The organism is Kluyvera fluvialis, assembly GCF_059725275.1.
In genome coordinates this window covers 3,792,339-3,817,731 of record NZ_AP046142.1, presented here as the reverse complement: position 1 = coordinate 3,817,731, position 25,393 = coordinate 3,792,339, and the positions used below count along the sequence as shown (strand labels likewise).

Genomic DNA, 25,393 nt, shown 5'->3' with positions numbered 1-25,393 from the left:
GCGGATTGCCGGATGGCGGCGCAAGCACCTTATCCGGCCTACAACCAGCGCCATCAGGCGATGATTGGTGAGTAAAACAGGCGGTGTCGGTTATTTTTCCAGAGCAATAAATTCGTGCAGCAGGGCGGTTAACTGCTGCATCTTCTCCGGCGTAAATTTTGTTTCAATCTGCTGATACGCCGCTTCCACCTGCGCTTGCGCCCGTTCGTACAACGCATACCCCTCTTTGGTGAGCGAAACATACAGCTTGCGCTGATCGTTTACCGGCTTCAGGCGAAGCACCAGGCCATCGCGCTCCATGCGCGTCAAAATACCGGTCAGGCTAGGGCGCAGAATACAGGTGCTGAATGCCAAATCGTGAAAATCCATCGACGGGTTATCAACCAGCACACGGACAATACGCCACTGCTGCTCCGTGAGGTTGTGCTGCTTCACAATCGGGCGGAAATAGCCCATCGCCACCTCGCGCGCCTGCATCAGCGCGATGGTTAAAGAATCATGCATTGTGCGTCCCCAAACTGCCTATCGTTAATATATGAACAATATAGCAATGTTGTTTTTATCAACAGTGATTTTTTACCTGGATAGATTGCTCACTAAATCCGTTTTTAATAATTGCCTGATAAATAAAGAATAAATATTTTAAGTGTGAAATTATTGTTAATCAAGTCACAAATTATCTACTTCTGTTTGCTAAATAACCACAGGAGGAATAAAACACATCATTAACATATTAATGAAATAAGCACTGTCTCTAAGGAGCTGTAGATGAAAGGTACTGTTTTCGCCGTGGCGCTTAACCACCGCAGCCAGTTGGATGCCTGGCGTGAAGCGTTTGAGCAAGCCCCTTATCAAACCCCGCCGAAAACGGCGGTGTGGTTTATTAAACCGCGCAATACCGTCATTGGTGGCGGCGAGCCAGTGCCGTATCCACAGGGTGAAACAGTGCAAAGCGGGGCAACGGTTGCGCTGGTGGTTGGAAAAACCGCGAGCAAAGTGAGCGAGGAAAACGCCGCGCAGTACATCGCCGGTTACGCGCTGGCCAACGACATCAGCCTGCCGGAGGAGAGCTTCTACCGCCCGGCGATTAAGGCGAAATGCCGCGACGGTTTTTGCCCGATGGGCGAAACGGTGGCGCTGAAAAATGTCGATAACCTGACTATCGTGACTGAAATCAACGGCCACCAGGTGGATAGCTGGAACACCGCCGACCTGCAACGCAATGCCGCCCAACTGCTGAGTGCGTTGAGCGAATTTGCCACCCTGAACCCGGGCGATGCCATCTTGCTGGGGACGCCACAAACGCGCGTGGCAATTCATCCCGGCGACCGGTTGCGGATTGTGGCAGAAGGTTTCCCGCCGCTTGAAAACCCCGTGGTCGATGAGCGCCAAATCACCACGCCGAAAACCTTCCCACTGTTGCCGCACCCGCACGGCACGCTGTTTGCGCTGGGGCTGAACTACGCCGACCACGCCAGCGAGCTGGAATTTAAACCGCCGGAAGAACCGCTGGTATTCCTCAAAGCGCCGAATACCTTAACCGGCGACGGGCAGACGTCGGTGCGCCCGAATAACATCGAGTACATGCACTACGAGGCTGAGCTGGTGGTGGTTATCGGTAAAACGGCGCGCAAGGTCAGCGAAGCCGAGGCGATGGATTACGTGGCGGGTTACACCGTGTGCAACGACTACGCCATCCGCGATTACCTGGAAAACTACTACCGCCCGAATCTGCGGGTGAAAAGCCGTGACGGCCTGACCCCTATGTCGCCAACGATTGTGCCGAAAGCGGCGATTCCCGACCCGCACAATCTGACGTTGCGCACTTTCGTCAACGGCGAACTGCGCCAGCAGGGCACGACCGCCGACCTTATTTTCAGCGTCCCTTTCCTGATTGCCTACTTAAGCCAATTTATGACCCTAAGCCCGGGCGACATGATTGCCACCGGCACGCCGAAAGGCTTGTCCAATGTACTGCCGGGCGACGAAGTGGTGGTGGAAGTGGAAGGCGTGGGCCGCCTGGTCAACCGAATTGTCAGTGAGGAGACTGCGAAATGAAAACCATAAATCATTGGATCAACGGTAAAAATGTGGCGGGGAATGACTACTTCCACACCACTAACCCCGCCACCGGCGAAGTGCTGGCGGAAGTGGCTTCTGGCGGTGAGGCGGAAGTGAGCCAGGCGGTAGCGGCAGCGAAAGAGGCCTTCCCGAAATGGGCGGGTCTGCCAATGAAAGAACGCGCGCGGCTGATGCGTCGTCTGGGCGATTTAATCGACCAAAACGTGCCGGAAATTGCGGCGATGGAAACCGCCGACACCGGCCTGCCGATTCACCAGACCCAAAATGTGCTGATCCCCCGCGCGTCACACAACTTCGAGTTTTTCGCTGAAGTGTGCCAGCAGATGAACGGCAAAACTTATCCGGTTGATGACAAGATGCTCAACTACACGCTGGTGCAACCGGTGGGGGTGTGCGCGCTGGTTTCGCCGTGGAACGTGCCGTTTATGACCGCCACTTGGAAGGTTGCGCCATGCCTGGCGCTGGGTAACACGGCGGTGCTGAAAATGTCTGAACTGTCGCCGCTAACGGCTGACCGTCTGGGGGAGCTGGCGCTGGAAGCGGGAATTCCAGCAGGTGTGCTCAACGTAGTGCAGGGCTACGGCGCGACGGCGGGCGATGCGCTGGTGCGCCACCACGACGTGCGGGCGGTGTCGTTTACCGGCGGCACGGCGACCGGGCGCAACATCATGAAAAACGCTGGGCTGAAAAAATATTCGATGGAGCTGGGCGGCAAATCTCCGGTGCTGATTTTTGAAGACGCCGATATTGAACGGGCGCTCGACGCCGCGCTGTTCACCATTTTCTCTATCAACGGCGAACGCTGCACCGCCGGTTCACGCATTTTCATTCAACAAAGCATTTACCCGGAGTTCGTGAAGCGTTTTGCCGAACGCGCCAACCGTCTGCGCGTGGGCGACCCAACGGATCCGAACACTCAGGTGGGCGCACTGATTAGCCAGCAACATTGGGAAAAAGTTTCCGGTTATATCCGTATCGGCATTGAAGAGGGTGCAACCCTGCTGGCGGGCGGGCCGGACAAACCGACTGACCTGCCCGCGCACCTGCGTGGCGGCAACTTCCTGCGCCCCACCGTGCTAGCGGATGTCGATAACCGGATGCGTGTGGCGCAAGAGGAGATCTTCGGGCCGGTCGCCTGCCTGCTGCCGTTCAAAGACGAAGCCGAAGGTTTGCGTTTGGCTAACGATGTCGAATATGGCCTGGCGTCTTACATCTGGACGCAGGATGTCAGCAAAGTGCTGCGTCTGGCGCGCGGCATCGAAGCGGGCATGGTGTTTGTTAACACTCAAAACGTCCGTGACCTGCGCCAGCCGTTTGGCGGTGTGAAGGCTTCTGGCACTGGGCGCGAGGGCGGCGAATACAGCTTTGAAGTGTTCGCGGAAATGAAAAACGTCTGCATTTCTATGGGCGACCATCCCATTCCGAAATGGGGAGTCTGATATGGGCACATTAGCGTTAGCGGCCAAAATTACCCACGTTCCATCGATGTATCTCTCTGAGTTACCGGGGAAAAACCACGGTTGCCGTCAGTCGGCTATCGATGGACATAAAGAGATTGGCAGGCGTTGCCGCGAAATGGGCGTCGATACCCTCATTGTGTTCGACACCCATTGGCTGGTGAACAGCGCCTATCACATCAACTGCGCTGACCATTTTGAAGGCGTCTACACCAGTAACGAGCTGCCGCATTTTATTCGCGACATGACCTACAACTACGAAGGTAATCCGGTGCTTGGGCAGCTGATTGCCGACGAAGCGGTGAAACTGGGCGTGCGCGCCAAAGCGCACAACATTCCGAGCCTTAAGCTGGAGTACGGCACGCTCGTGCCGATGCGCTACATGAATGAGGACAAGCACTTCAAAGTGGTGTCTATCTCGGCATTTTGTACGGTGCATGATTTTGCTGACAGCCGCCGCCTGGGCGAGGCGATTGTGAAAGCGATCGCGCAATACGACGGCACGGTGGCGGTGCTTGCCAGCGGTTCGTTGTCGCACCGCTTTATTGACGATCAGCGCGCGGAAGAAGGGATGAACAGCTACACCCGCGAGTTTGACCGCCAGATGGACGAGCGCGTGGTCAAGCTGTGGCGCGAAGGCCAGTTCAAAGAGTTTTGCAGCATGTTGCCGGAGTACGCCGACTATTGCTACGGCGAAGGCAACATGCACGACACCGTGATGCTGCTGGGAATGCTGGGCTGGGATAAATATGACGGCAAGGTTGAGTTTATCACCGACCTGTTCCCAAGCTCTGGAACCGGCCAGGTCAACGCCGTTTTCCCACTGCCCGCGTAAGGAACCACGATGCCGCATTTTATCGCTGAATGTACCGATAACATCCGCGATCAGGCTGATTTAGCGGGTCTGTTCGCCAAAGTTAACGAGGCGCTCGCCGCCACGGGAATTTTCCCGATAGGGGGGATTCGCAGCCGCGCCCATTGGCTGGATACCTGGCAAATGGCGGACGGGCTGCATGACTACGCGTTTGTGCACATGACGCTGAAAATTGGCGCAGGCCGCAGCCTGGAAAGCCGCGAGTCCGTGGGCGAGATGCTGTTTGCGCTTATCAAAGCGCATTTCGCCGCGCTGATGGACAGCCGTTATCTGGCGCTGTCGTTTGAGCTAGACGAGCTGCATCCCACGCTTAACTACAAACAAAACAACGTCCACGCGCTGTTTAAATAACGTGTGAATGTGCCCGTAGGCCGGATAAGCCAGGCGCTATCCGGCAAAACCACAGGACTGATTATGCTCGATAAACATACCCATACCCTGATAGCCCAACGGCTGCATCAGGCCGAACAAACCCGCGAGCAGATCCGTCAGGTCTCGCTGGATTACCCGACCATCACCATCGACGATGCCTACGCCGTCCAGCGTGAATGGGTGCGTATGAAAATTGCCGAAGGCCGCGTACTGAAAGGCCACAAAATCGGCCTGACCTCGAAGGCGATGCAGGCCAGCTCGCAAATCAGCGAACCGGACTACGGTGCGCTGCTCGACGACATGTTTTTCCATGATGGCTGCGACATCCCGACCGAGCGCTTTATCGTGCCGCGTATCGAAGTGGAGCTGGCATTCGTGCTGGCAAAACCGCTGCGTGGGCCGAACTGCACGCTGTTTGATGTTTACAACGCGACTGATTACGTGATTCCGGCACTGGAGTTGATTGACGCGCGTTGCCACAACGTTGACCCGGAAAGCCAGCGCCCGCGCAAAGTGTTCGACACTATCTCGGATAACGCCGCCAATGCGGGGGTGATCCTCGGTGGTCGGCCGATTCGCCCGGATGAACTCGACCTGCGCTGGATTTCCGCGCTGCTGTATCGCAATGGCGTCATTGAAGAAACCGGTGTCGCGGCGGGGGTGCTTAACCATCCGGCGAACGGCGTGGCGTGGCTTGCCAACAAACTCGCGCCGTACGACGTTCAGCTTGAAGCCGGGCAAATTATTCTCGGCGGCTCGTTCACTCGCCCAGTGGCGGCGCGTAAGGGCGACACCTTCCACGTTGACTACGGCAATATGGGCGCCATTAGCTGCCGCTTTGTATAAGGAGAACACCATGCAAAACAGCTTTAAAGCGGCGTTGAAAGCCCAGCGCCCACAGATTGGCCTGTGGTTGGGGTTAAGCAGCAGTTACAGCGCGGAATTGCTTGCCGGAGCGGGTTTCGACTGGCTGTTGATTGACGGTGAACACGCGCCGAATAACGTGCAAACGGTACTGACGCAACTACAAGCGATGGCGGCATACCCTAGCGCACCAGTCGTGCGCCCGTCGTGGAACGATGCGGTGCAGATTAAACAATTGCTGGATGTCGGCGCGCAAACGCTGCTGTTGCCGATGGTGCAAAACGCCGAGGAAGCGCGCGCGGCGGTGGCTGCCACGCGCTATCCGCCGCAAGGGATTCGCGGCGTCGGTAGCGCACTGGCGCGTGCTTCGCGCTGGAACCGCATTCCTGATTACCTGCAAACCGCCAACGACGAAATGTGCGTGTTGGTACAGGTAGAAACCCGTGAGGCGCTGCAAAATCTGCCGCAGATCCTCGATGTTGAAGGCGTCGATGGCGTGTTTATCGGCCCGGCGGATCTTAGTGCCGATATGGGTTTTTCCGGTAATCCGCAGCACCCGGAAGTTCAGGCAGCCATTGAAAATGCGATTGTGCAGATTCGCCAGGCGGGCAAAGCGCCGGGCATTCTGATGGCTAATGAGCTGCTGGCGAAACGCTACCTGCAATTAGGGGCGCTGTTTGTCGCCGTCGGCGTGGACACCACGCTACTGGCACGCAGTGCGGAAGCGCTCGCGGCACGTTTTAAAACCGATGCAGTGACAGCAACAGAGAATAATAAATCCGTCTACTAAACGTACGATGTGGAGCACATCATGACGACCTCTACCCTGCAACATAACGATAATAATGCTGTTGAAATAGAACATCGCGTGATCAAAAAGTTATTCCGTCGCCTGATTACGTTTCTGTTTGTGCTGTTTGTCTTTTCGTTTTTAGACCGTATCAACATTGGGTTCGCGGGCCTGACGATGGGCAAAGATCTTGGCCTGACGTCCACCATGTTTGGCCTGGCGGCGACGCTGTTTTATGTCACTTACGTGATATGCGGTATTCCGAGCAACATCATGCTGGCAAAGATTGGCGCGCGCCGCTGGATAGCGGGAATTATGGTGGTATGGGGGATTGCTTCTACCTGCACCATGTTCGCCACTAGCCCGCACACCCTGTATCTGCTGCGTATGCTGGTAGGGATTGCCGAGGCCGGTTTCCTGCCGGGGATACTCGTCTATCTGACCTGGTGGTTCCCGGCGTATTACCGCGCCCGTGCTAACGCGCTGTTTATGATTGCGATGCCGGTCACCATGATGCTGGGGTCGATTCTCTCGGGCTATATTCTGGCGCTGGACGGCGTTGGCAACCTGAAAGGCTGGCAGTGGTTGTTCCTGCTGGAAGGGTTGCCGTCGGTTCTCCTCGGCGTGGTGACGTGGTTCTTCCTTAACGACACGCCGGATAAAGCGGGCTGGCTCGACGATGAAGAAAAACGGACGCTGAAAACGATGATCGCGCGTGACCGGGAGCATCAGGTTCCCGCCGTCGCGACGCCACGCTCGACCCTGCGTGAAGTGCTGACTCCAGCGGTGCTGATGTACACTCTGGCCTACTTCTGCCTGACCAACACCCTGAGCGCGATTAACATCTGGACGCCGCAGATCCTGCAAAGTTTTAACACCGGCAGTAGCAACATCATGATTGGCCTGCTGGCGGCGATCCCGCAGTTTTGTACGATTTTCGGCATGATCTGGTGGAGCCGCCGATCCGACCGGCGCAAAGAGCGCAAAATGCACACCATTTTGCCGTATCTGTTCGCTGCCGCCGGTTGGCTATTGGCCTCAGCAACCCATCACAGTGCGGTACAACTGATTGGCATTATTATGGCGTCGGTGGGATCGTTTACCGCGATGGCCATTTTCTGGACTACGCCGGACAGAGCTATCAGCCTGCAATCGCGCGCGGTGGCGCTGGCGGTGATCAATGCTATTGGTAACGTCGGTTCCGCCGTTAGCCCGCTGTTGATTGGTATTTTGCGTGATGCCACCGGCAGCTTTAGCTCCGGGCTGTGGTTTGTCGCCGGGCTGCTGATTGTTGGCGCGCTGGTGTTGACCCGCATTCCGATGAGCCAGAGTGAAGAAGTCAGCGATGCGGGCGGTTTGGCTGCACAGAAGACACCGTAAGGAGGCCGTATGTGCCAGCATTCAATCGCCAATATTGATATCAACAAGGAATATGATGAAAGTTTAGGGACTGAAGATGTGCATTATCAGTCGTTTGCGCGTATGGCGGCCTTTTTTGGCCGCGATATGCAGGCGCATCGTCACGACCAGTATTTTCAGATGCATTTCCTCGATACTGGGCAGATTGAATTGCAGCTCGATGACCACCGCTACTCGGTGCAGGCGCCGCTGTTTGTGCTGACGCCGCCGTCGGTTCCGCACGCGTTTATTACTGAGTCGGACAGCGATGGCCATGTGCTGACGGTGCGGGAAGATCTGGTGTGGCCGCTGCTGGAGGTACTCTATCCCGGCACGCGAGAGGCGTTCGGCCTGCCGGGGATGTGCCTGTCGCTTGCCGACAAGCCGGATGAGTTGGCCGCGCTGGCGCATTACTGGGCGTTGATTCAGCGTGAGTCCACCTCGCTGTTGCCGGGGCGTGAGCATACGTTGGTGCTATTAGCGCAAGCGGTGTTCACGCTGTTATTGCGTAACGCGCCGCTGGATGACCACGCCGCCAGCGGTGTGCGCGGTGAACTGAAGCTATTTCAGCGCTTTAACCAAATGATCGACAGCCATTATCATCGCCACTGGACCGTGCCGGATTACGCAGCGGAACTGCATTTAACCGAGTCGCGGTTGACTGATATTTGCCGCCGTTTTGCTAACCGGCCTCCGAAGCGGCTGATTTTTGACCGCCAACTGCGCGAGGCCAAACGGCTGCTGCTGTTTTCTGACCGCGCGGTGAACGAAATTGCCTGGCAATTAGGGTTTAAAGATCCGGCCTATTTCGCGCGCTTTTTTAATCGCTTGGTGGGCTGTTCACCGAGTGCGTTTCGCACGCAGAAAGTCCCGGTGTCCTGATTCCCCTCTCCCCAGAGGTGAGAGGGCGACCTTGCTCACAAAACCCAACCCCGCCTGAAAAGTACCCGCCGTTGACCTAAAAGTCTCTTCACCGAAAGCGCTTTAAACGCTTCAATTAAGAAACAATAACAAAACATTAGATTAACAAATTCCGATAATACTGAAGAGGCCCTCAATGAAACCTGAAGATTTCCGCGCAGACGCCAAACGGCCGTTAACCGGCGAAGAGTACCTGAAAAGCCTACAGGATGGCCGTGAGATCTACATCTACGGCGAGCGGGTTAAAGATGTGACCACCCATCCGGCGTTTCGCAATGCCGCCGCTTCCGTAGCGCAGTTATACGACGCGCTGCACAAACCGGATATGCAGGACGCCCTGTGCTGGAATACCGATACCGGCAGCGGTGGCTACACTCACAAATTCTTCCGCGTGGCGAAAAGTGCCGATGACCTGCGCCAACAGCGCGACGCCATCGCCGAATGGTCACGCCTGAGCTATGGCTGGATGGGGCGCACGCCGGACTATAAAGCCGCTTTCGGCTCAGCGCTGGGCGCGAATCCCGCGTTCTACGGCCAGTTTGAACAGAACGCCCGCAACTGGTATACCCGCATTCAGGAAACCGGCCTGTACTTTAACCACGCCATCGTCAACCCGCCTATCGACCGCCATAAACCGGCGGACGAAGTCAAAGATGTCTACATCAAACTGGAAAAAGAGACGGATGCCGGGATTATCGTCAGCGGCGCAAAAGTGGTAGCCACCAACTCGGCGCTGACTCATTACAACATGATTGGCTTTGGCTCCGCGCAGGTGATGGGCGAGAACCCTGACTTTGCGCTGATGTTTGTCGCCCCTATGGATGCTGAAGGCGTGAAGCTGATTTCTCGCGCCTCTTACGAGATGGTGGCAGGCGCCACCGGCTCGCCGTATGACTATCCGCTCTCCAGCCGTTTCGATGAAAACGACGCGATCCTGGTGATGGATAAAGTGCTGATCCCGTGGGAAAACGTGCTGATTTATCGCGATTTTGACCGCTGTCGCCGCTGGACAATGGAAGGCGGTTTTGCCCGCATGTACCCGCTACAGGCCTGTGTGCGCCTGGCGGTGAAACTGGATTTCATCACCGCGCTGCTGAAAAAATCGCTGGAATGCACTGGCACGCTGGAGTTCCGTGGCGTGCAGGCAGATCTCGGTGAGGTGGTGGCGTGGCGCAATATGTTCTGGGCGCTGAGCGACTCGATGTGCTCGGAAGCCACGCCGTGGGTCAACGGTGCGTATTTGCCGGATCACGCCGCGCTGCAAACCTATCGTGTGATGGCGCCGATGGCCTACGCCAAGATCAAAAACATTATCGAACGTAACGTCACCAGCGGGTTGATCTATCTGCCGTCGAGCGCGCGCGATCTGAATAATCCGCAGATAGATCAGTACCTGGCGAAATATGTTCGTGGATCGAACGGTATGGATCACGTCCAGCGTATCAAGATCCTCAAGCTGATGTGGGATGCCATCGGCAGCGAGTTTGGTGGCCGCCACGAACTGTATGAGATCAACTACTCCGGCAGCCAGGATGAGATTCGCCTGCAATGCCTGCGTCAGGCGCAGACCTCGGGCAACATGGACAAAATGATGTCGATGGTTGATCGCTGCCTGTCGGAATATGACCAACACGGCTGGACAGTGCCGCATCTGCACAATAATGCGGATATTAATATGTTAGATAAGCTGCTGAAATAAAGGGGTTATCATGCAATTAGATGAACAACGTTTGCGTTTTCGTGACGCGATGGCCAGCCTGTCGGCAGCGGTGAACGTCGTTACTACCGATGGGGAAGCGGGCCGTTGCGGGATAACCGCCACCGCCGTCTGTTCGGTGACGGACACGCCGCCGTCGGTGATGGTGTGTATCAACGCCAACAGCGCCATGAATCCGGTGTTTCAGGGCAACGGCAAACTGTGCGTGAACGTGCTGAATCATGAACAGGAAATCATGGCGCGCCATTTTGCTGGCATGACCGGTATGGCGATGGATGAACGCTTTAGCCTTGCTGGCTGGCAGCGTGGCGTGTTGGCGCAGCCGGTACTGAAAGGCGCGTTGGCAAGCCTTGAAGGGGAGATTCGTCAGGTGCAGACCATCGGCAGCCATTTAGTGTATCTGGTGGAGATCCAGAATATTGCGCTGGCGGAAGAACAAGGCCACGGACTTATTTATTTCCAGCGCCGTTTTCATCCGGTGATGATGGAAGTTGAAGCATTAGCTTAAATCTTAAGTGATTAAATAAACCGAGCGGGTGGCAAAGTATGCCGCCCGTTTTTATTATTGCTCGGAAATATAATACTAAGCGGTTTGGTAAAACCGATGAAATAATGACTTCAGCAAAAGAAAGATATTATTAGAAATAGTATTAGCGCTACGATTACCGTTTTTTTAGCTGTGACAGCGCGACATTAATCATCTCTTCCGCCTTTTGCCGCGCGCACTTGACCAGCGCGGATTTACTGAAGTTCTCACCGCAGTGATGGCACTGCAACGGGTATTCTTCCGATGCGTTTTTAATTTTTTCGATGTCAGATATTTCTGTAATGCTTGCACATTTAGGACATGAATATTGAATTAAAGTCACAGCGATGACTCCTCTTTTTTGTTATAAAATAGAGCAGTAAGTTGATTCATCAAAGCATTTAGGGTTATTGAATGACGGGTCATTATGCTTTGGTTGATGTGGTGGTTAATTAATGACCACTCGTTGCCGTGACCCGGTAATAGATAAGGACAGGATAGCAATGGATAAGCACTGTGCGCAGAAGAATCGCACGGATTCAGACCGGCTGGCGGATCTCTTGCATCACAATACGGACTGGGTGTGGGAAGTGGACGCTCAGGGGCGCTATGTGTGGGTCTCTGAGATGGTAAAAAATCTGCTCGGCTATGAACCGCAAGAGGTACTGGGGCGCACGCCGTTTGATTTTATGCTGCCAGGCGAAGTGACCCGGCTTGAAAAAACCTTCGCCGAGGCCGTCGCCGCACGGCAACCTTTCTCTGGGTTAATTAACCGTAACCGCCGCGCCGATGGGCAGGTGGTGATTATCGAAACCAGCGCGATCCCTCTGTTTAACAACCACGGGCAATTTAGCGGTTATCGTGGTACTGACCGCGATATCTCCCAGCTTGGCGAGCGCGTATTGCAGCTTGAATCTATTTATCAGGATACGCCGCTGGCGCTGTGTGTTATTGACCGCAGCGGGCGGTTGAGCAAAGCGAATAAGGCGATGGGCGTGCTGTTGGGGCAACCGGAGGAGGCGCTGATAGGCCAATCGCTTCGCGATATCATGCCGGAATGGCACCTGCTATTTCAGCAAGATTTTATCCAGCTCGATAACGGCAAAGCCATTGCCAGTCGGGAGGTTTTTCACTATGGGCGTTATTTCTACATCAAGCCCCTAGCGGTGTACGACGCAGGCGGCAACGTGGCGGGAATCTCCTCGGCGTGGATGGACATTACCGACCGCAAACTGGCAGAACAGCAGCTTGCCAGCGCCAACCAGATGCTATTGCAGTACGCCGAACGCGACCATTTAACCGGCTTATTCAACCGGCGTTATATGGACGAACGGATCAACTATGAAATAACCCGCGCCCAGCGTGAAGGCGCGCCGCTTTCGCTGTGTATGGTGGATATCGACTTTTTCAAACTGTACAACGACACCTACGGCCATCTGGCCGGTGATCAAGTGTTGCGCGACGTTGCCGGGGCGCTAAAAGGTGGCCTGCGCCCGGACGACTGTGTGATTCGCTACGGCGGCGAGGAGTTCCTGCTCATGCTGCCGCACACCCGCGCTGACGGGGCGTTAGTGGTGGCAGAGCGTCTGCGTGAACGGGTGATGGCGTTAAAACTGCGCCATCAAACCAGCCCGCTGGGCGGCCTGTTGACGATCAGTCTGGGGGTCATGACCTGGGATTCTCCACAGTATGTGTGCAGTATTCAAGGTGTTATGGAAATTGCCGCAGAGCTTATTCAGCGCAGCGATACGGCGTTATATCGGGCGAAACAGCAGGGGCGAAATCGCGTTGAAACCGCGTAAGGCGGCCAGAGAAAGCGGCATTATTTTTCAAAGAGATGTGCCGGGAAAGATTCATTATTTGCATGGATAACCATTCAGAACGGCACGCCGTTCTGAATGTTGTTCATCAGTGTACGCTTGCACTTGATTCATCACAAAGCAGGACGTTGGGGGGGCTCTTTATAATCGAGCCTACCCCACTACTGATGGTATGAAAATATGGCGTATCAACTGAACATCAACTGGCCGGAGTTTCTGGAAAAATATTGGCAGAAACAACCGGTGGTTTTAAAGAATGCGTTCCCAAATTTTGTTGACCCGATTACGCCAGACGAACTGGCGGGCCTGGCGATGGAGATGGACGTTGACAGCCGTCTGGTCAGCCACGTTGATGGCAAATGGCAGGCCAGCAACGGCCCGTTTGAGGATTTTGACCATCTGGGGGAAGAAAACTGGTCGCTGCTGGCGCAGGCAGTGAACCACTGGCATCAGCCTTCCGCTGAGCTGGTGCGCCCGTTCCGCGTCCTGCCGGACTGGCGTCTGGATGATTTGATGATCTCTTTCTCCGTGCCCGGTGGCGGCGTTGGCCCGCATATCGACCCGTATGACGTGTTTATTATTCAGGGCATGGGCCGCCGTCGCTGGCGAGTGGGCGATGCGCTGCCGTTAAAGCAGTTTTGTCCACATCCCGCGCTGCTGCACGTCGAACCTTTCACGCCGATTATTGATGTTGAAATGGCGGCGGGCGATATCCTCTATATTCCACCGGGATTCCCGCATGACGGCTACACCTACGAAGCGACGCTGAATTACTCGGTGGGTTTCCGTGGGCCAAATGGCCGTGACTTGATCAGCAGCTTCGCGGATTACGCGCTGGAAAACGATCTGGGCGGCAACTATTACACCGACCCTGATCTTACCAGCCGCGATCACGCCGGTCGCGTGGAGGAATACGAGCTGGATCGTCTGCGCACCATGATGATCGATATGATTCGCCAGCCGACAGATTTCAAACAGTGGTTTGGCAGCTTTGTGACCACGCCGCGCCATGAGCTGGACATTGCGCCCGCCGAGCCACCGTATGAAGCCGATGAAGTCGCCGCCGCGCTGCAAGACGGCGAAACCCTGTGCCGCCTGAACGGCCTGCGGGTGCTGAACGTGGGCGACAGTTTCTTTATCAATAGCGAGCGTCTGGAAACCTGCGAGCCACAGGCCGCCGATGCGCTGTGCCGCTATACCACGCTGGATAAACGCCATTTTGGTGACGCGCTGAACAACCCCGCGTTTATCGAGGAACTGACGGATTTAATTAACCAGGGCTACTGGTTCTTCGACGAATAATCCTGCTTTACGTCGGGCGCACTCTGCCGCCCGACGCTCCCCCTCATTTTGCAATTCTTTAACAATCATTGTATAACTTCCTTCTGTTTTGGATGTTTAGATGTCCATACGTATAGAAGGTAATAATGCAAACAACGACACAACAACAAGGTGGGCAACTCAAGCGCACCATGAAAACTCGCCATCTGATCATGCTCTCTCTCGGTGGCGTTATTGGCACAGGGCTATTTTTTAACACCGGCTATATTATCTCGACCACCGGAGCGGCGGGGACGCTGCTGGCCTATTTGATTGGCGCGCTGGTGGTGTGGCTGGTGATGCAATGTCTGGGCGAACTGTCGGTGGCGATGCCGGAAACCGGCGCCTTTCATCTGTATGCGTCGCGCTATCTTGGCCCAGCGACCGGCTACACCGTGGCGTGGCTTTATTGGCTTACCTGGACGGTGGCGCTGGGCTCCAGCTTTACTGCCGCTGGATTCTGTATGCAGTACTGGTTTCCGCAAGTGCCGGTGTGGATCTGGTGCTTGCTGTTCTGTGTGCTGATTTTCGGTCTGAACGTTATCTCGACGCGCTTTTTTGCCGAAGGCGAGTTCTGGTTCTCGCTGGTGAAAGTGATCACCATCGTGGCGTTTATCGTGCTTGGCGGCGCGGCTATCTTTGGCTTTATCCCGATGCAAGACGGTTCGCCTGCGCCGGGGTTGAGCAATATCACCGCCGAAGGCTGGTTCCCGCACGGTGGGCTGCCGATTCTGATGACTATGGTGGCGGTGAACTTTGCGTTCTCTGGCACGGAGCTTATCGGGATTGCGGCGGGTGAAACGCAAAACCCGCATAAAGTGATTCCGGTGGCGATTCGCACCACCATTGCGCGGCTGATTATCTTCTTTATTGGCACGGTGTTTGTGCTAGCGGCGCTGATTCCAATGCAGCAGGCGGGGGTTGAGAAAAGCCCGTTTGTGCTGGTGTTTGAAAAAGTCGGCCTTCCTTATGCGGCAGATATTTTTAACTTTGTAATTTTGACGGCGATTCTGTCGGCGGCGAACTCTGGGCTATATGCCTCCGGGCGGATGCTGTGGTCGCTGTCTAATGAACGCACGCTACCGCGCTGCTTCTCCCAACTGACCAATAACGGTGTGCCGCTGGTGGCGCTGTCGGTGAGTATGCTCGGCGGGCTGCTGGCGCTGTTTTCAAGCATTGTTGCCCCGGATACGGTGTTTGTTGCGCTGTCGGCGATTTCCGGTTTTGCGGTGGTGGCGGTGTGGATAAGCATCTGCGCTTCGCATTTTGTCTTCCGCCGCCGTCATCTTCAGGCCGGAAAAACGCTCAGCGAGCTACAGTATCGTGCGCCGTGGTATCCGCTGGTGCCGATTTTGGGTTTTGTCCTCTGTCTGGTGGCGTGTGTGGGGCTGGCTTTCGACCCGTCGCAACGTATCGCCCTGTGGTGCGGGATCCCCTTTGTGGCGCTGTGCTACGGTGCTTATTATTTAACGCGTTCACGCCAACCCATTCAGGAGCCGCAACATGCCGCAGAATAATCCGTTAACCGCCATTCTGGCGCAGCAGCCTTTCGTATTGCTTGATGGGGCAATGGCGACGGAGCTGGAAGCGCGCGGCTGTAACCTGGCCGATAGCCTGTGGTCAGCGAAGGTGCTGATGGAAAACCCGCAACGGATTTATGACGTGCATCTCGATTACTTCCGCGCTGGCGCACAGGTGGCGATTACCGCCAGCTATCAGGCCACGCCGCAAGGCTTCGCGGCGCGCGGGCTGGATGCTGATGAATCGCGGGCGTTAATCATAAAAAGCGTTGAGCTAGCGCGTCAGGCGCGGGTGACGTATCAGGCAGAAAATCCGGCGGCGCAAGGGCTGCTGGTGGCGGGTTCCGTCGGGCCTTATGGCGCTTATCTGGCCGATGGCTCTGAATATCGCGGCGACTATCAGCGCAGCGCGCAGGAATTTAAAGAGTTCCACCGCCCACGCATGGCGGCGCTGCTGGCGGCAGGGGTTGATCTGCTGGCCTGTGAAACGCTGCCGTCATTTGCCGAGATAACCGCCTTGCTGCAACTGTTGGGCGAGTTTCCGGCGGCAAAGGCGTGGCTGTCGTTTACCCTGCGTGATGCCGAGCATCTGAGCGACGGCACGCCGCTGCGTGAGGTGGTGGCGCATCTTGCTGAATGTCCGCAGGTGCTGGCGGTGGGGATCAACTGTATCGCGCTGGAAAACACCACCACTGCGTTGCAGCATCTACACCGTCTGACGCCGCTGCCGCTGGTGGTTTATCCTAACTCGGGCGAACACTATGATGCGGTCAGTAAAACGTGGCATCACCACGGCGAGGCGTGCGCCACGCTGGAAGGCTATCTGCCGCAGTGGCTGGCGGCGGGGGCAAAACTGATTGGCGGCTGCTGTCGCACCACGCCTAAAGATATTGCCGCGCTAAAAGCGCACTGCAACCCGTAGGCCGGACAAGACGCTTGCGCCGGTTACCGCCATCGCCTGATGGCGCTGCGCTTATCAGGCCTACGCGGGTTTGTACGCCAACATTTACGTGGGTTTGTAGGCCGGATAAGGCGCTTGCGCCGCCATCCGGCACGATGACCGCGCGGCTGCGTTTATCAGGCCTACGTTTTATTTCACTTCCTGGCTATCTTTTGCCGCTTTTGTTCTAAAAACGAATTGGAATTAACAAGAAGTTTTAATTCCTTTATCAAACGCAGCGCGCCGGAAATACTGCCCCTATAAAAAGACATGGGAGCAGGACATTATGGCAATCGCATCGCGTTTCACTTTGATAACCACCCTCGCGCTGTTGGCTTTTCAGGCACAGGCGGTGGACGTCACCATCGCTTACCAAACCTCCGCAGAACCGGCCAAAGTGGCGCAGGCTGACAACACCTTCGCCACGTTGAGCGGCGCAAAACCCGACTGGCGCAAGTTTGATAGCGGCGCGAGCATTGTGCGGGCGCTGGCGTCTGGCGACGTACAGATCGGTAATCTCGGCTCTAGCCCGCTGGCGGTTGCGGCAAGCCAACAAGTGCCGATTGAAGTTTTCCTGCTGGCTTCTCAATTGGGGAATTCCGAAGCGCTGGTGGTGAAAAAATCGATAACCAAACCGCAAGACTTAATCGGCAAGCGTATCGCCGTACCGTTTATCTCCACCACCCATTACAGCCTGCTGGCGGCGCTGAAACACTGGAGCATTAAGCCAGGGCAAGTCCAGATTCTTAACCTCCAGCCACCGGCGATTATTGCCGCCTGGCAGCGCGGAGATATCGACGGTGCATATGTATGGGCGCCAGCGGTGAATGAACTCGAAAAAGACGGCACAGTGCTGACCGACTCCTCAAAAGTGGGCGAGTGGGGCGCTCCAACGCTTGATGTTTGGGTTGTGCGTAAAGACTTCGCGGACAAACATCCTGATGTCGTGAAAGCCTTTGCCCAAAGCGCCATAGACGCCCAGCGTGGTTATATCGATAACCCTGATAAATGGCTGGCGCAGCCGGACAATATCCGCAAACTGGCGCGTCTGAGCGGCGTCCCGGAGGCCGACGTGCCGGGGCTGGTGAAGGGCAACACTTATCTTACCGCCGGGCAACAGGCGCAGGCGCTGAATGGCCCGGTGAATAAAGCGATTATCGACACCGCGCAGTTCCTCAAAGAGCAGGGCAAAGTCCCGGCGGTGGCGACGGACTACAGCCAGTACGTTACCGACCGTTTTGTGAAATAAGGGGGCGATGATGCTGCAAATTTCGCATCTTAGTGCTGATTATGGCGGTAAACCGGCGCTGGCGGATATTAACCTGACGCTGGATAGCGGTGAACTACTGGTGGTGCTGGGGCCGTCCGGCTGCGGCAAAACCACGCTGCTGAACCTGATTGCCGGATTTGTACCGTATCAGCACGGCAGCATCACTCTGGATGGGCAGCGCGTGAGTGCGCCGGGAGCCGATCGCGGCGTGGTATTTCAAAACGAAGGGCTGTTGCCGTGGCGCAACGTGCAAGACAACGTAGCGCTGGGTTTGCAGGTGGCGGGCGTCAATAAAGTAGAGCGTCGGGAAATTGCTGCGCAGATGCTGAAAAAAGTGGGCCTGGAAGGCGCGGAAAAACGCTTTATCTGGCAACTTTCCGGCGGCCAGCGACAGCGCGTTGGCATCGCCCGCGCGCTGGCGGCAAACCCGCAGTTGCTGCTGTTGGATGAGCCGTTTGGCGCGCTCGATGCTTTTACCCGCGAACAGATGCAAACGCTGTTGCTGCGCCTGTGGCATGAGACGGGCAAGAAAGTGCTGCTGATTACCCACGATATTGAAGAAGCGGTATTTATGGCGACCGAGCTGGTGTTGCTGTCGCCGGGGCCGGGGCGCGTGCTGGAGCGGCTATCGCTCGATTTCGCCCGCCGGTTTGTGGCGGGGGAATCCTGCCGCAGTATTAAATCCGACCCGCGTTTTATTGCGCAGCGCGAGTACGTGCTGAGCCGAGTGTTTGAACAACGGGAGGCCTTCTCATGAGCGTGGTGGTGAACGAAAAACCGCGCCAGCGCACGCTGAAACTGCGCTGGCCGCTATCGCGTCATTTGACGTTGAGCCTGACCACGCTGGCGGTACTGCTGGCTATCTGGTGGACGGTCACGGCATTAGCGCTGATAAGCCCGCTGTTTCTGCCTTCGCCTGGGCAGGTGCTGCAAAAACTGCTGACTATCGCCAGCCCGCAGGGCTTTATGGATGCCACGCTGTGGCAACACCTGGCGGCGAGTCTGGCGCGTATTCTGGTTGCGCTGCTGGCGGCTACGCTGATAGGTATTCCGGTGGGCATTGCGATGGGGCTTAGCCCAACGGTGCGCGGCATTCTCGACCCGCTGATTGAGCTGTATCGCCCCGTGCCGCCGCTGGCGTATTTGCCGCTGATGGTGATTTGGTTCGGCATTGGCGAAACCTCGAAAATATTACTGATTTATCTGGCTATTTTTGCACCCGTCGCGATGTCGGCGCTGGCGGGGGTGAAAAGCGCTCAGCAGGTGCGTATTCGCGCGGCGCAGTCGTTGGGCGCGAACCGTGCTCAGGTATTGTGGTGGGTGATTTTGCCTGGCGCGTTGCCGGAAATTTTAACCGGCCTGCGCATTGGTTTGGGAGTGGGGTGGTCAACGCTGGTGGCGGCTGAGCTTATCGCAGCGACACGCGGCTTAGGGTTTATGGTGCAATCCGCCGGGGAATTTTTAGCCACTGACGTGGTGCTGGCAGGCATTGCGGTGATTGCGATTATCGCTTTCGGTCTGGAATTAGGGCTGCGTGCGCTTCAGCGCCGTCTGACCCCGTGGCATGGAGAAGTACAATGAGTGAACGTCTGGCGATTACCCCGTTGGGGCCGTATATCGGTGCGCAAATTAGCGGCGCGGATTTAACCCGCCCGTTGAGCGATAACCAGTTTGAACAGTTGTATCACGCGGTGTTGCGCCACCAGGTGGTGTTCTTGCGCGAGCAGCAGATCACCCCAGAACAACAGCGCGCGCTGGCGCAGCGTTTTGGCGACCTGCATATCCATCCGGTTTACCCTCATGCGCCGGGTGTAGAAGAAATTATCGTGCTGGATACCCACGACGATAATCCGCCGGATAACGATAACTGGCATACCGATGTGACTTTTATCGAAACGCCGCCCGCCGGAGCGATTCTGGCAGCAAAAGAGCTGCCCTCGACCGGTGGTGATACCTTGTGGACGAGCGGCGTAGCGGCTTATGAGGCGCTTTCTGCGCCGTTTAAAGCGCTGTTGAGCGGCCTGCGGGCGGAGCATGATTTTCGTAAATCATTCCAGGAATATAAGTATCGTAAAACCGAGGCGGAGCATCAGCGATGGCTGGATGCGGTGGCGAAGAACCCGCCGTTGTTGCATCCGGTGGTACGTACTCATCCGGTGACGGGTAAACAGGCGCTGTTCGTTAACGAAGGGTTTACCACGCGCATTGTTGATGTGAGCGAAAAAGAGAGCGAGACGTTGTTGAGCTTCCTGTTTGCCCACGTGACCAGGCCGGAGTTCCAGGTGCGTTGGCGCTGGCAACCAAATGATGTGGCGATTTGGGATAACCGCGTCACCCAGCATTACGCCAATGCCGATTACCTGCCGCAGCGGCGCATTATGCACCGCGCAACCATTTTGGGTGATAAGCCGTATTACCGCGCAGGTTAATGGCGCATTCGTAGGCCTGATAAGCAAAGCGCCATCGGGCATTGAGCAGAGTGTTGCCGGATGGCGGCGTAAACGCCTTATCCGGCCTACATGTTGCGTTTGTAGGCCCGATAAGCGGAGCGCCATCGGGCATTGAGCAGAGTGTTGCCGGATGGCGGCGTAAACGCCTTATCCGGCCTACATGTTGTATTTGTAGGCCCGATAAGCGGAGCGTCATCGGGCATTGAGCAGAGTGTTGCCGGATGGCGGCGTAAACGCCTTATCGGGCCTACATGTTGTATTTGTAGGCCCGATAAGCGGAGCGCCATCGGGCATTGGGGCGAGATTAACGCAGGATTTTCTTCTCGGCTAAGTCGAGTGCGAAGTAGCTGAAGATAAGGTCTGCGCCCGCGCGTTTAATCGCGCCAAGACTTTCCAGAACCACTTTTTCTTCGTCAATTGCGCCAGCCTGAGCGGCGAATTTGATCATCGCGTACTCACCGCTGACCTGATATGCGCCAATCGGGAGTTCGGTGCGCTCGCGCAGATCGCGCAGAATATCAAGGTACGCGCCCGCTGGTTTCACCATCAGGCAGTCTGCGCCCTGGGCTTCGTCGAGCAGCGATTCGCGAATTGCCTCGCGGCGGTTCATCGGGTTCATCTGATAGGTTTTACGATCGCCTTTCAGCGCGGTTCCCGCAGCTTCACGGAACGGGCCGTAGAACGATGAGGCAAATTTGGTGGAGTAGGACATGATGGCGGTGTCGGTGAAACCTGCCGCGTCCAGCGCCTGGCGAATCGCCTGCACCTGGCCGTCCATTGCCGCAGAAGGGGCGATAAAGTCAGCGCCCGCAGCGGCAGCCACGACAGCCTGTTTGCCCAGGTTGGCAAGAGTCAGATCGTTATTAACGCCGTGCTCGCAGAGCACTCCGCAGTGGCCGTGAGAGGTGTATTCGCAGAAGCAGGTATCGGACATGACAATCATTTCCGGCACGGTTTGCTTGCAGATGCGCGACATGCGCGCCACCAGACCGTCTTCTTTCCAGGCATCACTGCCGGTGTCATCGGTGTGGTGGGAGATACCGAAAGTCATTACCGAGCGAATACCGGCGTTGGCGATGCGTTCAATTTCACGCGCCAGATGCTTCTCTGGGATGCGCATCACGCCCGGCATGGCCTCAATGGCTTTGTAATCGTTGATTTCTTCTTCAACAAAGATCGGCAACACCAGGTCGTTTAAGCTTAGTGTTGTCTCTTCAAACATAGCGCGCAGCGCAGCAGATTTGCGCAGGCGGCGGGGGCGATGGAGTAAGTCTGTCATGGTATGCCTGATGTTTGTGAAACAAGGACGTCTATTGTAACCGAATCAGAGCGAGGATGTTTTACTAAAGTGGTGGTTATGGCTGGGGTAGATAGATAATCCTGATTGTGTGTATATAAGAATTTACTTAATCCTTTTTTCCTGGGAAGAATAATTAATATTTATTCTTTGTTCTGAATATATATATATTATTGAGGTATCTTTTTTATATATTAAGTTTATTTATCATCTGACACGTTTTTTGTGAGATTTTTACTGGATTTGTGGCTGTTTTTTTCTATTATACAGAACGGATTTTGGTGAATCTTAAACACGCAGAGGCGCAGTTGCTCTGTATTTCTATTGGAATAATACCCGTCATAAAGATGGGCTTGTTGCACGGATTGCATATATGCCCTATTCAAGTAAACCGCTTAGTGAGTTTTATACTCTCGATAAGCATCTTTCTTCTTGCGGCGTCCGTTTTTCACTGTCGTCAGGGGAGTGTGTGCTGCCCGCCGAGAGTTCGCTTAAAGAGATGACGGTGGTGCTACAAAAAGGTGCGCTTATGCTGCACCGTACGCATCACGACGTCCTGTGTGGCTTGGTCTCAGGGCCTGCGATATTTGGTCTCGCTGCGGCGGTGAACCCTATTCTCAATGACTATTCCCTGAAAGCGGAAACGGAGTGCCGGGGGTATTATTTACCGGCAAAAGAGGCGTTGCAGTGCCTGGAACGTTATCAATTATGGCGAGAAGCCTTTTATTGGATGACCTGGCAAACACGCATGTTAGAGCTGCGTGATAAGCAGTTGATTGGCGCTAATAATTATCATCAGATTCGTTCAACGTTATTAATGATGATGAATTGGGATGAGGGGATTCGGGCGCGAATTGGTGTGCTGCATTACATTCAGCAACGTACACGTATTTCTCGTTCAGTGATTGCAGAGGTGCTCTCTGCGCTGCGCAAAGGCGGCTATATCGAAATGGAAAAAGGCAAACTCGTGGCGATAACGCGTTTGCCTTATGACTATTAAGAGGCCGGAACTATTGCTGCTTTATTGCCGCTCAATTCGCTAACCAGGTCATTTATTCCGTCGCTCATATTCACGAAACGGGTAAGCGGCGAGCGTGTGATGACGACAAAAGCACCGACGTTAGACTGCGGGTTCATCGCCATATAGGTGATGAATCCGCCGCCGCCGCCGGTTTTTTGGATAATCCCAGGTCGGCCATTTTTCGGTGCCATATATACCCATCCCAGGCCTAGCGCGTCCGCATGGCCTGGCACGTCCATTCCTATCACGCGGGTCAACTGGTTGCGTTTGTATACCAGCGTTTGCATGCGGTCGGCCTGGTTACTGCGGTGATAGAAATCAGAAGAAAGATACTGCTGCATCCAGCGCATCATATCGCCCGGCGTCGAATAAACACCGCCGCTGCCCATTGCCGCCAGGGTGTTATTGCACGGACTCGCGCCTTTCTCGGCCACCATCAAGCGGCCACATTGGTCTGGCGATGGGGTAAAGGTGGTGTCTTTCATCCCCAGCGGGCGGGTGATTTGTTCTTCAAATAACTGCGGGTAGGGTTTGCCTGCCGCATTGCCCAGCGCATCGGCGAGCAGGTCGAACGCCAGGTTGGAATAGCTAGCCTGTGAACCGGGGGCGGCGTGTAGTTTTGCCGTCGAGAGATAGCTCCAGCGCTGCGATTGCGTTGGCCAGACAAATACCGGGCGATGCGCCGCGCCGCCGGGTTGTTCGCGAGGCAGGGCGCTGGTGTGCGTTGCCAGATTCACCAAAGTTATGGGTGTGCCGTTGTAAGTGGGGACGCGTGCGCCCGCAGGTGCATATTTGCTGAGCCGATCGTCAAGTTTTACCACGCCCTGGTCGAGCAATTTCACCAGCATTTCACTGGTCATCAGTTTGCTCAGTGACGCGATGCGGATAACGGAGTCGAGCTGCGGGTGGACGTTGTTGCCTGGGCGGGTTTCGCCAAAGCTACGGAACACGCGCTGGTTGCCATCAATCACCACTAGCGCCATGCCGGTTGCGCCGCTGCCGTAGTAAATATGATTGGCGTAACGGTCAACAATATCGGACGCAAACGCCGGGCTGGTAATAGGTTGAGCGGCCTGCACCGAGCTCAATGACGCCACGCAGAGCGCGGCAGAAAAAAGCAGACTACGTTTCAACGGAGGCATCCATGAATTGAAATGGGAAAGTATCGGGTATTTATACTAGAAATAGATCGAATCGGCATTAGCCGCAGTGCTATTAAGCGCAATGATCGTGGGAAAAACGTAACCGAGAGTAAACGCGATGATTATTCACCAGGATGATTGCAGACTTCTGTGATCCGGCGCGTATGATATTGACGGGTAACGACCGGAGAACTCTAAGCGTATTTTTTGGTCTGATTGCGCAGTTACATTGCTTAATATCTGTTTACGGTAAAAATAATCCGTGGCGGTATTCTATTGTTACAGCACAAGGTATACACCATTCTTCGCGCCTGACGCTGGCGTGTCGTCTGGCGTGGAAGAATCATAAGAAGTTAGCAGGAGAGCTTCATGTTTAAGTCTTTTTTCCCCAAGCCGGGGCCATTTTTTCTCTCAGCGTTTATTTGGGCTGTTATCGCCGTCATTTTCTGGCAGGCTGGCGGCGGCGACTGGCTGCTGCGTCTGACCGGCGCGAGCAATGATGTACCGATTAGCGCTGCCCGTTTTTGGTCGCTGAACTATCTTGTGTTCTATGCCTATTATCTGCTCTGTGTAGCGCTGTTCGCTGGGTTCTGGTTTGTCTATAGCCCGCACCGCTGGCAGTATTGGTCTATTCTCGGTACGGCGCTGATTATCTTTGTCACCTGGTTTTTGGTCGAAGTGGGCGTGGCGGTCAACGCCTGGTATGCCCCGTTCTACGACCTGATTCAAACCGCGCTGGCCTCGCCGCATAAGGTGTCGATTAACCAGTTCTATGAGGAAATCGGTGTTTTTCTCGGTATCGCACTGATTGCGGTAGTCATTGGCGTGTTGAATAACTTCTTTGTGAGCCACTACGTTTTCCGCTGGCGCACGGCGATGAACGAACACTATATGGCGCACTGGCAGCACCTGCGTCACATTGAAGGTGCAGCGCAGCGTGTGCAGGAAGACACCATGCGCTTTGCCTCGACGCTGGAAGATATGGGCGTCAGCTTTATTAACGCGGTGATGACTCTGATTGCCTTCCTGCCGGTGCTGGTTTCGCTTTCCGCGCACGTGCCGGATCTGCCGATTGTCGGCCATATTCCTTACGGCCTGGTGATTGCGGCTATTCTCTGGTCACTGCTGGGGACGGGGATGCTGGCGGTTGTGGGGATTAAGCTGCCTGGGCTTAACTTTAAAAACCAGCGCGTTGAAGCGGCTTATCGTAAAGAGCTGGTGTATGGCGAAGATGACGAAAGTCGCGCTACGCCGCCGACGGTGCGCGAGCTGTTTAGCGCGGTGCGTCGTAACTATTTCCGCCTCTATTTCCACTACATGTATTTTAATATTGCCCGTATTCTGTATTTGCAGGTAGATAATGTTTTCGGTTTGTTCCTGCTGTTTCCGTCGATTGTTGCCGGTACGATTACGCTCGGCCTGATGACGCAAATTACTAACGTTTTCGGCCAGGTACGCGGCTCTTTCCAGTATCTGATTAGCTCCTGGACCACGCTGGTGGAATTAATGTCCATCTATAAACGTCTGCGTAGTTTTGAGCGCGAACTGGATAATAAAGAGCTGCAAGATGAGGTCGTTCAGCCGCAGAGTTAAACGACAAAGCCATTATTTT

Annotated in this window: 24 protein-coding genes and 2 pseudogenes; 20 read left to right on the top strand and 6 right to left on the bottom strand. The window is 55.3% G+C overall.

Going from position 1 to position 25,393, the window contains the following annotated elements:
* Positions 1-90 precede the first annotated feature (90 nt).
* Complete coding sequence (gene hpaR, locus AC6I4B_RS18125; protein WP_497767170.1) at positions 91-504, bottom strand: homoprotocatechuate degradation operon regulator HpaR; 414 nt, start codon at positions 502-504, stop codon at positions 91-93.
* Positions 505-768: 264 nt separating this feature from the next.
* On the opposite strand from hpaR, the gene hpaG reads away from it, so the two are divergent.
* The 10 genes from hpaG (at position 769) to AC6I4B_RS18075 (ending at position 10,983) form a co-directional block, all read left to right on the top strand.
* Positions 769-2,058, top strand: a complete 1,290-nt coding sequence (gene hpaG / locus AC6I4B_RS18120) for a 4-hydroxyphenylacetate degradation bifunctional isomerase/decarboxylase (protein WP_497767168.1) — start codon at positions 769-771, stop codon at positions 2,056-2,058.
* Positions 2,055-3,521 carry a 5-carboxymethyl-2-hydroxymuconate semialdehyde dehydrogenase gene (gene hpaE / locus AC6I4B_RS18115; protein ID WP_497767166.1) on the top strand — a complete coding sequence of 489 codons (1,467 nt, stop codon included), beginning with the start codon at positions 2,055-2,057 and terminating at the stop codon, positions 3,519-3,521. Before hpaG ends, hpaE begins: the two co-directional genes overlap by 4 nt.
* A 1-nt stretch (position 3,522) precedes the next feature.
* A complete protein-coding gene (hpaD, locus tag AC6I4B_RS18110; RefSeq protein ID WP_497767165.1) occupies positions 3,523-4,374 on the top strand; it encodes a 3,4-dihydroxyphenylacetate 2,3-dioxygenase in 852 nt (283 codons plus the stop codon).
* Between the two features lie 9 nt (positions 4,375-4,383).
* Positions 4,384-4,764, top strand: coding sequence for a 5-carboxymethyl-2-hydroxymuconate Delta-isomerase (locus tag AC6I4B_RS18105; protein ID WP_497767163.1), 381 nt, complete (start codon positions 4,384-4,386; stop codon positions 4,762-4,764).
* Positions 4,765-4,827: 63 nt separating this feature from the next.
* Positions 4,828-5,631, top strand: coding sequence for a 2-oxo-hept-4-ene-1,7-dioate hydratase (gene hpaH, locus AC6I4B_RS18100; protein ID WP_497767161.1), 804 nt, complete (start codon positions 4,828-4,830; stop codon positions 5,629-5,631).
* Positions 5,632-5,641: 10 nt separating this feature from the next.
* The gene (hpaI, locus tag AC6I4B_RS18095) at positions 5,642-6,439 is read left to right on the top strand and encodes a 4-hydroxy-2-oxoheptanedioate aldolase (RefSeq protein ID WP_497767159.1); all 798 of its coding nucleotides are present in this window, start codon (positions 5,642-5,644) and stop codon (positions 6,437-6,439) included.
* 21 nt (positions 6,440-6,460) lie between these two features.
* Positions 6,461-7,819, top strand: a complete 1,359-nt coding sequence (gene hpaX, locus AC6I4B_RS18090; RefSeq protein WP_497767158.1) for a 4-hydroxyphenylacetate permease — start codon at positions 6,461-6,463, stop codon at positions 7,817-7,819.
* A gap of 9 nt (positions 7,820-7,828) precedes the next feature.
* Positions 7,829-8,719 (top strand): 4-hydroxyphenylacetate catabolism regulatory protein HpaA, encoded by an 891-nt coding sequence (gene hpaA / locus AC6I4B_RS18085; RefSeq protein ID WP_497767156.1) that lies wholly within the window; start codon positions 7,829-7,831, stop codon positions 8,717-8,719.
* Between the two features lie 175 nt (positions 8,720-8,894).
* Complete coding sequence (gene hpaB / locus AC6I4B_RS18080) at positions 8,895-10,457, top strand: 4-hydroxyphenylacetate 3-monooxygenase, oxygenase component (RefSeq protein ID WP_497767154.1); 1,563 nt, start codon at positions 8,895-8,897, stop codon at positions 10,455-10,457.
* A 10-nt stretch (positions 10,458-10,467) separates the two neighbouring features.
* Positions 10,468-10,983, top strand: coding sequence for a 4-hydroxyphenylacetate 3-monooxygenase reductase subunit (locus tag AC6I4B_RS18075; protein WP_497767152.1), 516 nt, complete (start codon positions 10,468-10,470; stop codon positions 10,981-10,983).
* A 154-nt stretch (positions 10,984-11,137) separates the two neighbouring features.
* Here the strand turns inward: AC6I4B_RS18075 and AC6I4B_RS18070 are convergent, their stop codons facing one another.
* Complete coding sequence (locus AC6I4B_RS18070) at positions 11,138-11,344, bottom strand: ECs_2282 family putative zinc-binding protein (RefSeq protein ID WP_497767150.1); 207 nt, start codon at positions 11,342-11,344, stop codon at positions 11,138-11,140.
* Between the two features lie 160 nt (positions 11,345-11,504).
* Between AC6I4B_RS18070 and AC6I4B_RS18065 the strand changes: the two genes are divergently transcribed.
* From AC6I4B_RS18065 to tauD, 8 genes are all read left to right on the top strand, one after another.
* Positions 11,505-12,803 carry a sensor domain-containing diguanylate cyclase gene (locus tag AC6I4B_RS18065; RefSeq protein WP_497767148.1) on the top strand — a complete coding sequence of 433 codons (1,299 nt, stop codon included), beginning with the start codon at positions 11,505-11,507 and terminating at the stop codon, positions 12,801-12,803.
* A 198-nt stretch (positions 12,804-13,001) separates the two neighbouring features.
* Positions 13,002-14,123 carry a ribosomal protein uL16 3-hydroxylase gene (locus AC6I4B_RS18060; RefSeq protein WP_497767146.1) on the top strand — a complete coding sequence of 374 codons (1,122 nt, stop codon included), beginning with the start codon at positions 13,002-13,004 and terminating at the stop codon, positions 14,121-14,123.
* A gap of 125 nt (positions 14,124-14,248) precedes the next feature.
* On the top strand, positions 14,249-15,658 hold the full coding sequence (mmuP, locus tag AC6I4B_RS18055) for an S-methylmethionine permease (RefSeq protein WP_497767144.1): 1,410 nt from the start codon (positions 14,249-14,251) through the stop codon (positions 15,656-15,658).
* Positions 15,645-16,583, top strand: a complete 939-nt coding sequence (gene mmuM / locus AC6I4B_RS18050; protein WP_497767143.1) for a homocysteine S-methyltransferase — start codon at positions 15,645-15,647, stop codon at positions 16,581-16,583. The genes mmuP and mmuM overlap by 14 nt, the downstream gene beginning before the upstream one ends.
* A gap of 304 nt (positions 16,584-16,887) precedes the next feature.
* The gene (gene tauA / locus AC6I4B_RS18045; protein WP_497767141.1) at positions 16,888-17,850 is read left to right on the top strand and encodes a taurine ABC transporter substrate-binding protein; all 963 of its coding nucleotides are present in this window, start codon (positions 16,888-16,890) and stop codon (positions 17,848-17,850) included.
* 10 nt (positions 17,851-17,860) lie between these two features.
* On the top strand, positions 17,861-18,628 hold the full coding sequence (tauB, locus tag AC6I4B_RS18040; protein ID WP_497772234.1) for a taurine ABC transporter ATP-binding subunit: 768 nt from the start codon (positions 17,861-17,863) through the stop codon (positions 18,626-18,628).
* Positions 18,625-19,452, top strand: a complete 828-nt coding sequence (gene tauC, locus AC6I4B_RS18035; protein ID WP_497767139.1) for a taurine ABC transporter permease TauC — start codon at positions 18,625-18,627, stop codon at positions 19,450-19,452. Before tauB ends, tauC begins: the two co-directional genes overlap by 4 nt.
* Positions 19,449-20,300, top strand: coding sequence for a taurine dioxygenase (gene tauD / locus AC6I4B_RS18030; protein ID WP_497767137.1), 852 nt, complete (start codon positions 19,449-19,451; stop codon positions 20,298-20,300). The genes tauC and tauD overlap by 4 nt, the downstream gene beginning before the upstream one ends.
* Here tauD and AC6I4B_RS18025 read toward each other — a convergent pair.
* The 3 genes and pseudogenes from AC6I4B_RS18025 to hemB form a co-directional block, all read right to left on the bottom strand.
* A pseudogene (locus tag AC6I4B_RS18025) lies at positions 20,248-20,466 on the bottom strand (hypothetical protein); the annotation flags it as partial. The gene tauD and the pseudogene AC6I4B_RS18025 sit on opposite strands and share 53 nt — an antisense overlap.
* A 47-nt stretch (positions 20,467-20,513) precedes the next feature.
* Positions 20,514-20,615, bottom strand: a pseudogene (locus tag AC6I4B_RS18020) (hypothetical protein); the annotation flags it as partial.
* 10 nt (positions 20,616-20,625) lie between these two features.
* Positions 20,626-21,600: a porphobilinogen synthase gene (hemB, locus tag AC6I4B_RS18015; protein ID WP_497767135.1), complete on the bottom strand. Its 975-nt coding sequence runs from the start codon at positions 21,598-21,600 to the stop codon at positions 20,626-20,628.
* 391 nt (positions 21,601-21,991) lie between these two features.
* Here hemB and AC6I4B_RS18010 point away from each other — a divergent pair, with 391 nt between their 5' ends.
* Positions 21,992-22,618, top strand: coding sequence for a helix-turn-helix domain-containing protein (locus AC6I4B_RS18010; protein ID WP_497767134.1), 627 nt, complete (start codon positions 21,992-21,994; stop codon positions 22,616-22,618).
* Here the strand turns inward: AC6I4B_RS18010 and ampH are convergent.
* Positions 22,615-23,772 carry a D-alanyl-D-alanine-carboxypeptidase/endopeptidase AmpH gene (gene ampH / locus AC6I4B_RS18005; protein WP_497767132.1) on the bottom strand — a complete coding sequence of 386 codons (1,158 nt, stop codon included), beginning with the start codon at positions 23,770-23,772 and terminating at the stop codon, positions 22,615-22,617. The genes AC6I4B_RS18010 and ampH overlap by 4 nt on opposite strands.
* Before the next feature lie 378 nt (positions 23,773-24,150).
* Here ampH and sbmA point away from each other — a divergent pair, with 378 nt between their 5' ends.
* Positions 24,151-25,374: a peptide antibiotic transporter SbmA gene (sbmA, locus tag AC6I4B_RS18000; protein WP_497767131.1), complete on the top strand. Its 1,224-nt coding sequence runs from the start codon at positions 24,151-24,153 to the stop codon at positions 25,372-25,374.
* Positions 25,375-25,393 lie beyond the last annotated feature (19 nt).

Bases quoted from the DNA above. Each gene is read 5' to 3' on its own strand.
- hpaR (WP_497767170.1), bottom strand. From the start codon at position 504: ATGCATGATTCTTTAACCATCGCGCTGATGCAGGCGCGCGAGGTGGCG.
- hpaG (WP_497767168.1), top strand. From the start codon at position 769: ATGAAAGGTACTGTTTTCGCCGTGGCGCTTAACCACCGCAGCCAGTTG.
- hpaE (WP_497767166.1), top strand. From the start codon at position 2,055: ATGAAAACCATAAATCATTGGATCAACGGTAAAAATGTGGCGGGGAAT.
- hpaD (WP_497767165.1), top strand. From the start codon at position 3,523: ATGGGCACATTAGCGTTAGCGGCCAAAATTACCCACGTTCCATCGATG.
- AC6I4B_RS18105 (WP_497767163.1), top strand. From the start codon at position 4,384: ATGCCGCATTTTATCGCTGAATGTACCGATAACATCCGCGATCAGGCT.
- hpaH (WP_497767161.1), top strand. From the start codon at position 4,828: ATGCTCGATAAACATACCCATACCCTGATAGCCCAACGGCTGCATCAG.
- hpaI (WP_497767159.1), top strand. From the start codon at position 5,642: ATGCAAAACAGCTTTAAAGCGGCGTTGAAAGCCCAGCGCCCACAGATT.
- hpaX (WP_497767158.1), top strand. From the start codon at position 6,461: ATGACGACCTCTACCCTGCAACATAACGATAATAATGCTGTTGAAATA.
- hpaA (WP_497767156.1), top strand. From the start codon at position 7,829: ATGTGCCAGCATTCAATCGCCAATATTGATATCAACAAGGAATATGAT.
- hpaB (WP_497767154.1), top strand. From the start codon at position 8,895: ATGAAACCTGAAGATTTCCGCGCAGACGCCAAACGGCCGTTAACCGGC.
- AC6I4B_RS18075 (WP_497767152.1), top strand. From the start codon at position 10,468: ATGCAATTAGATGAACAACGTTTGCGTTTTCGTGACGCGATGGCCAGC.
- AC6I4B_RS18065 (WP_497767148.1), top strand. From the start codon at position 11,505: ATGGATAAGCACTGTGCGCAGAAGAATCGCACGGATTCAGACCGGCTG.
- AC6I4B_RS18060 (WP_497767146.1), top strand. From the start codon at position 13,002: ATGGCGTATCAACTGAACATCAACTGGCCGGAGTTTCTGGAAAAATAT.
- mmuP (WP_497767144.1), top strand. From the start codon at position 14,249: ATGCAAACAACGACACAACAACAAGGTGGGCAACTCAAGCGCACCATG.
- mmuM (WP_497767143.1), top strand. From the start codon at position 15,645: ATGCCGCAGAATAATCCGTTAACCGCCATTCTGGCGCAGCAGCCTTTC.
- tauA (WP_497767141.1), top strand. From the start codon at position 16,888: ATGGCAATCGCATCGCGTTTCACTTTGATAACCACCCTCGCGCTGTTG.
- tauB (WP_497772234.1), top strand. From the start codon at position 17,861: ATGCTGCAAATTTCGCATCTTAGTGCTGATTATGGCGGTAAACCGGCG.
- tauC (WP_497767139.1), top strand. From the start codon at position 18,625: ATGAGCGTGGTGGTGAACGAAAAACCGCGCCAGCGCACGCTGAAACTG.
- tauD (WP_497767137.1), top strand. From the start codon at position 19,449: ATGAGTGAACGTCTGGCGATTACCCCGTTGGGGCCGTATATCGGTGCG.
- hemB (WP_497767135.1), bottom strand. From the start codon at position 21,600: ATGACAGACTTACTCCATCGCCCCCGCCGCCTGCGCAAATCTGCTGCG.
- AC6I4B_RS18010 (WP_497767134.1), top strand. From the start codon at position 21,992: ATGCCCTATTCAAGTAAACCGCTTAGTGAGTTTTATACTCTCGATAAG.
- sbmA (WP_497767131.1), top strand. From the start codon at position 24,151: ATGTTTAAGTCTTTTTTCCCCAAGCCGGGGCCATTTTTTCTCTCAGCG.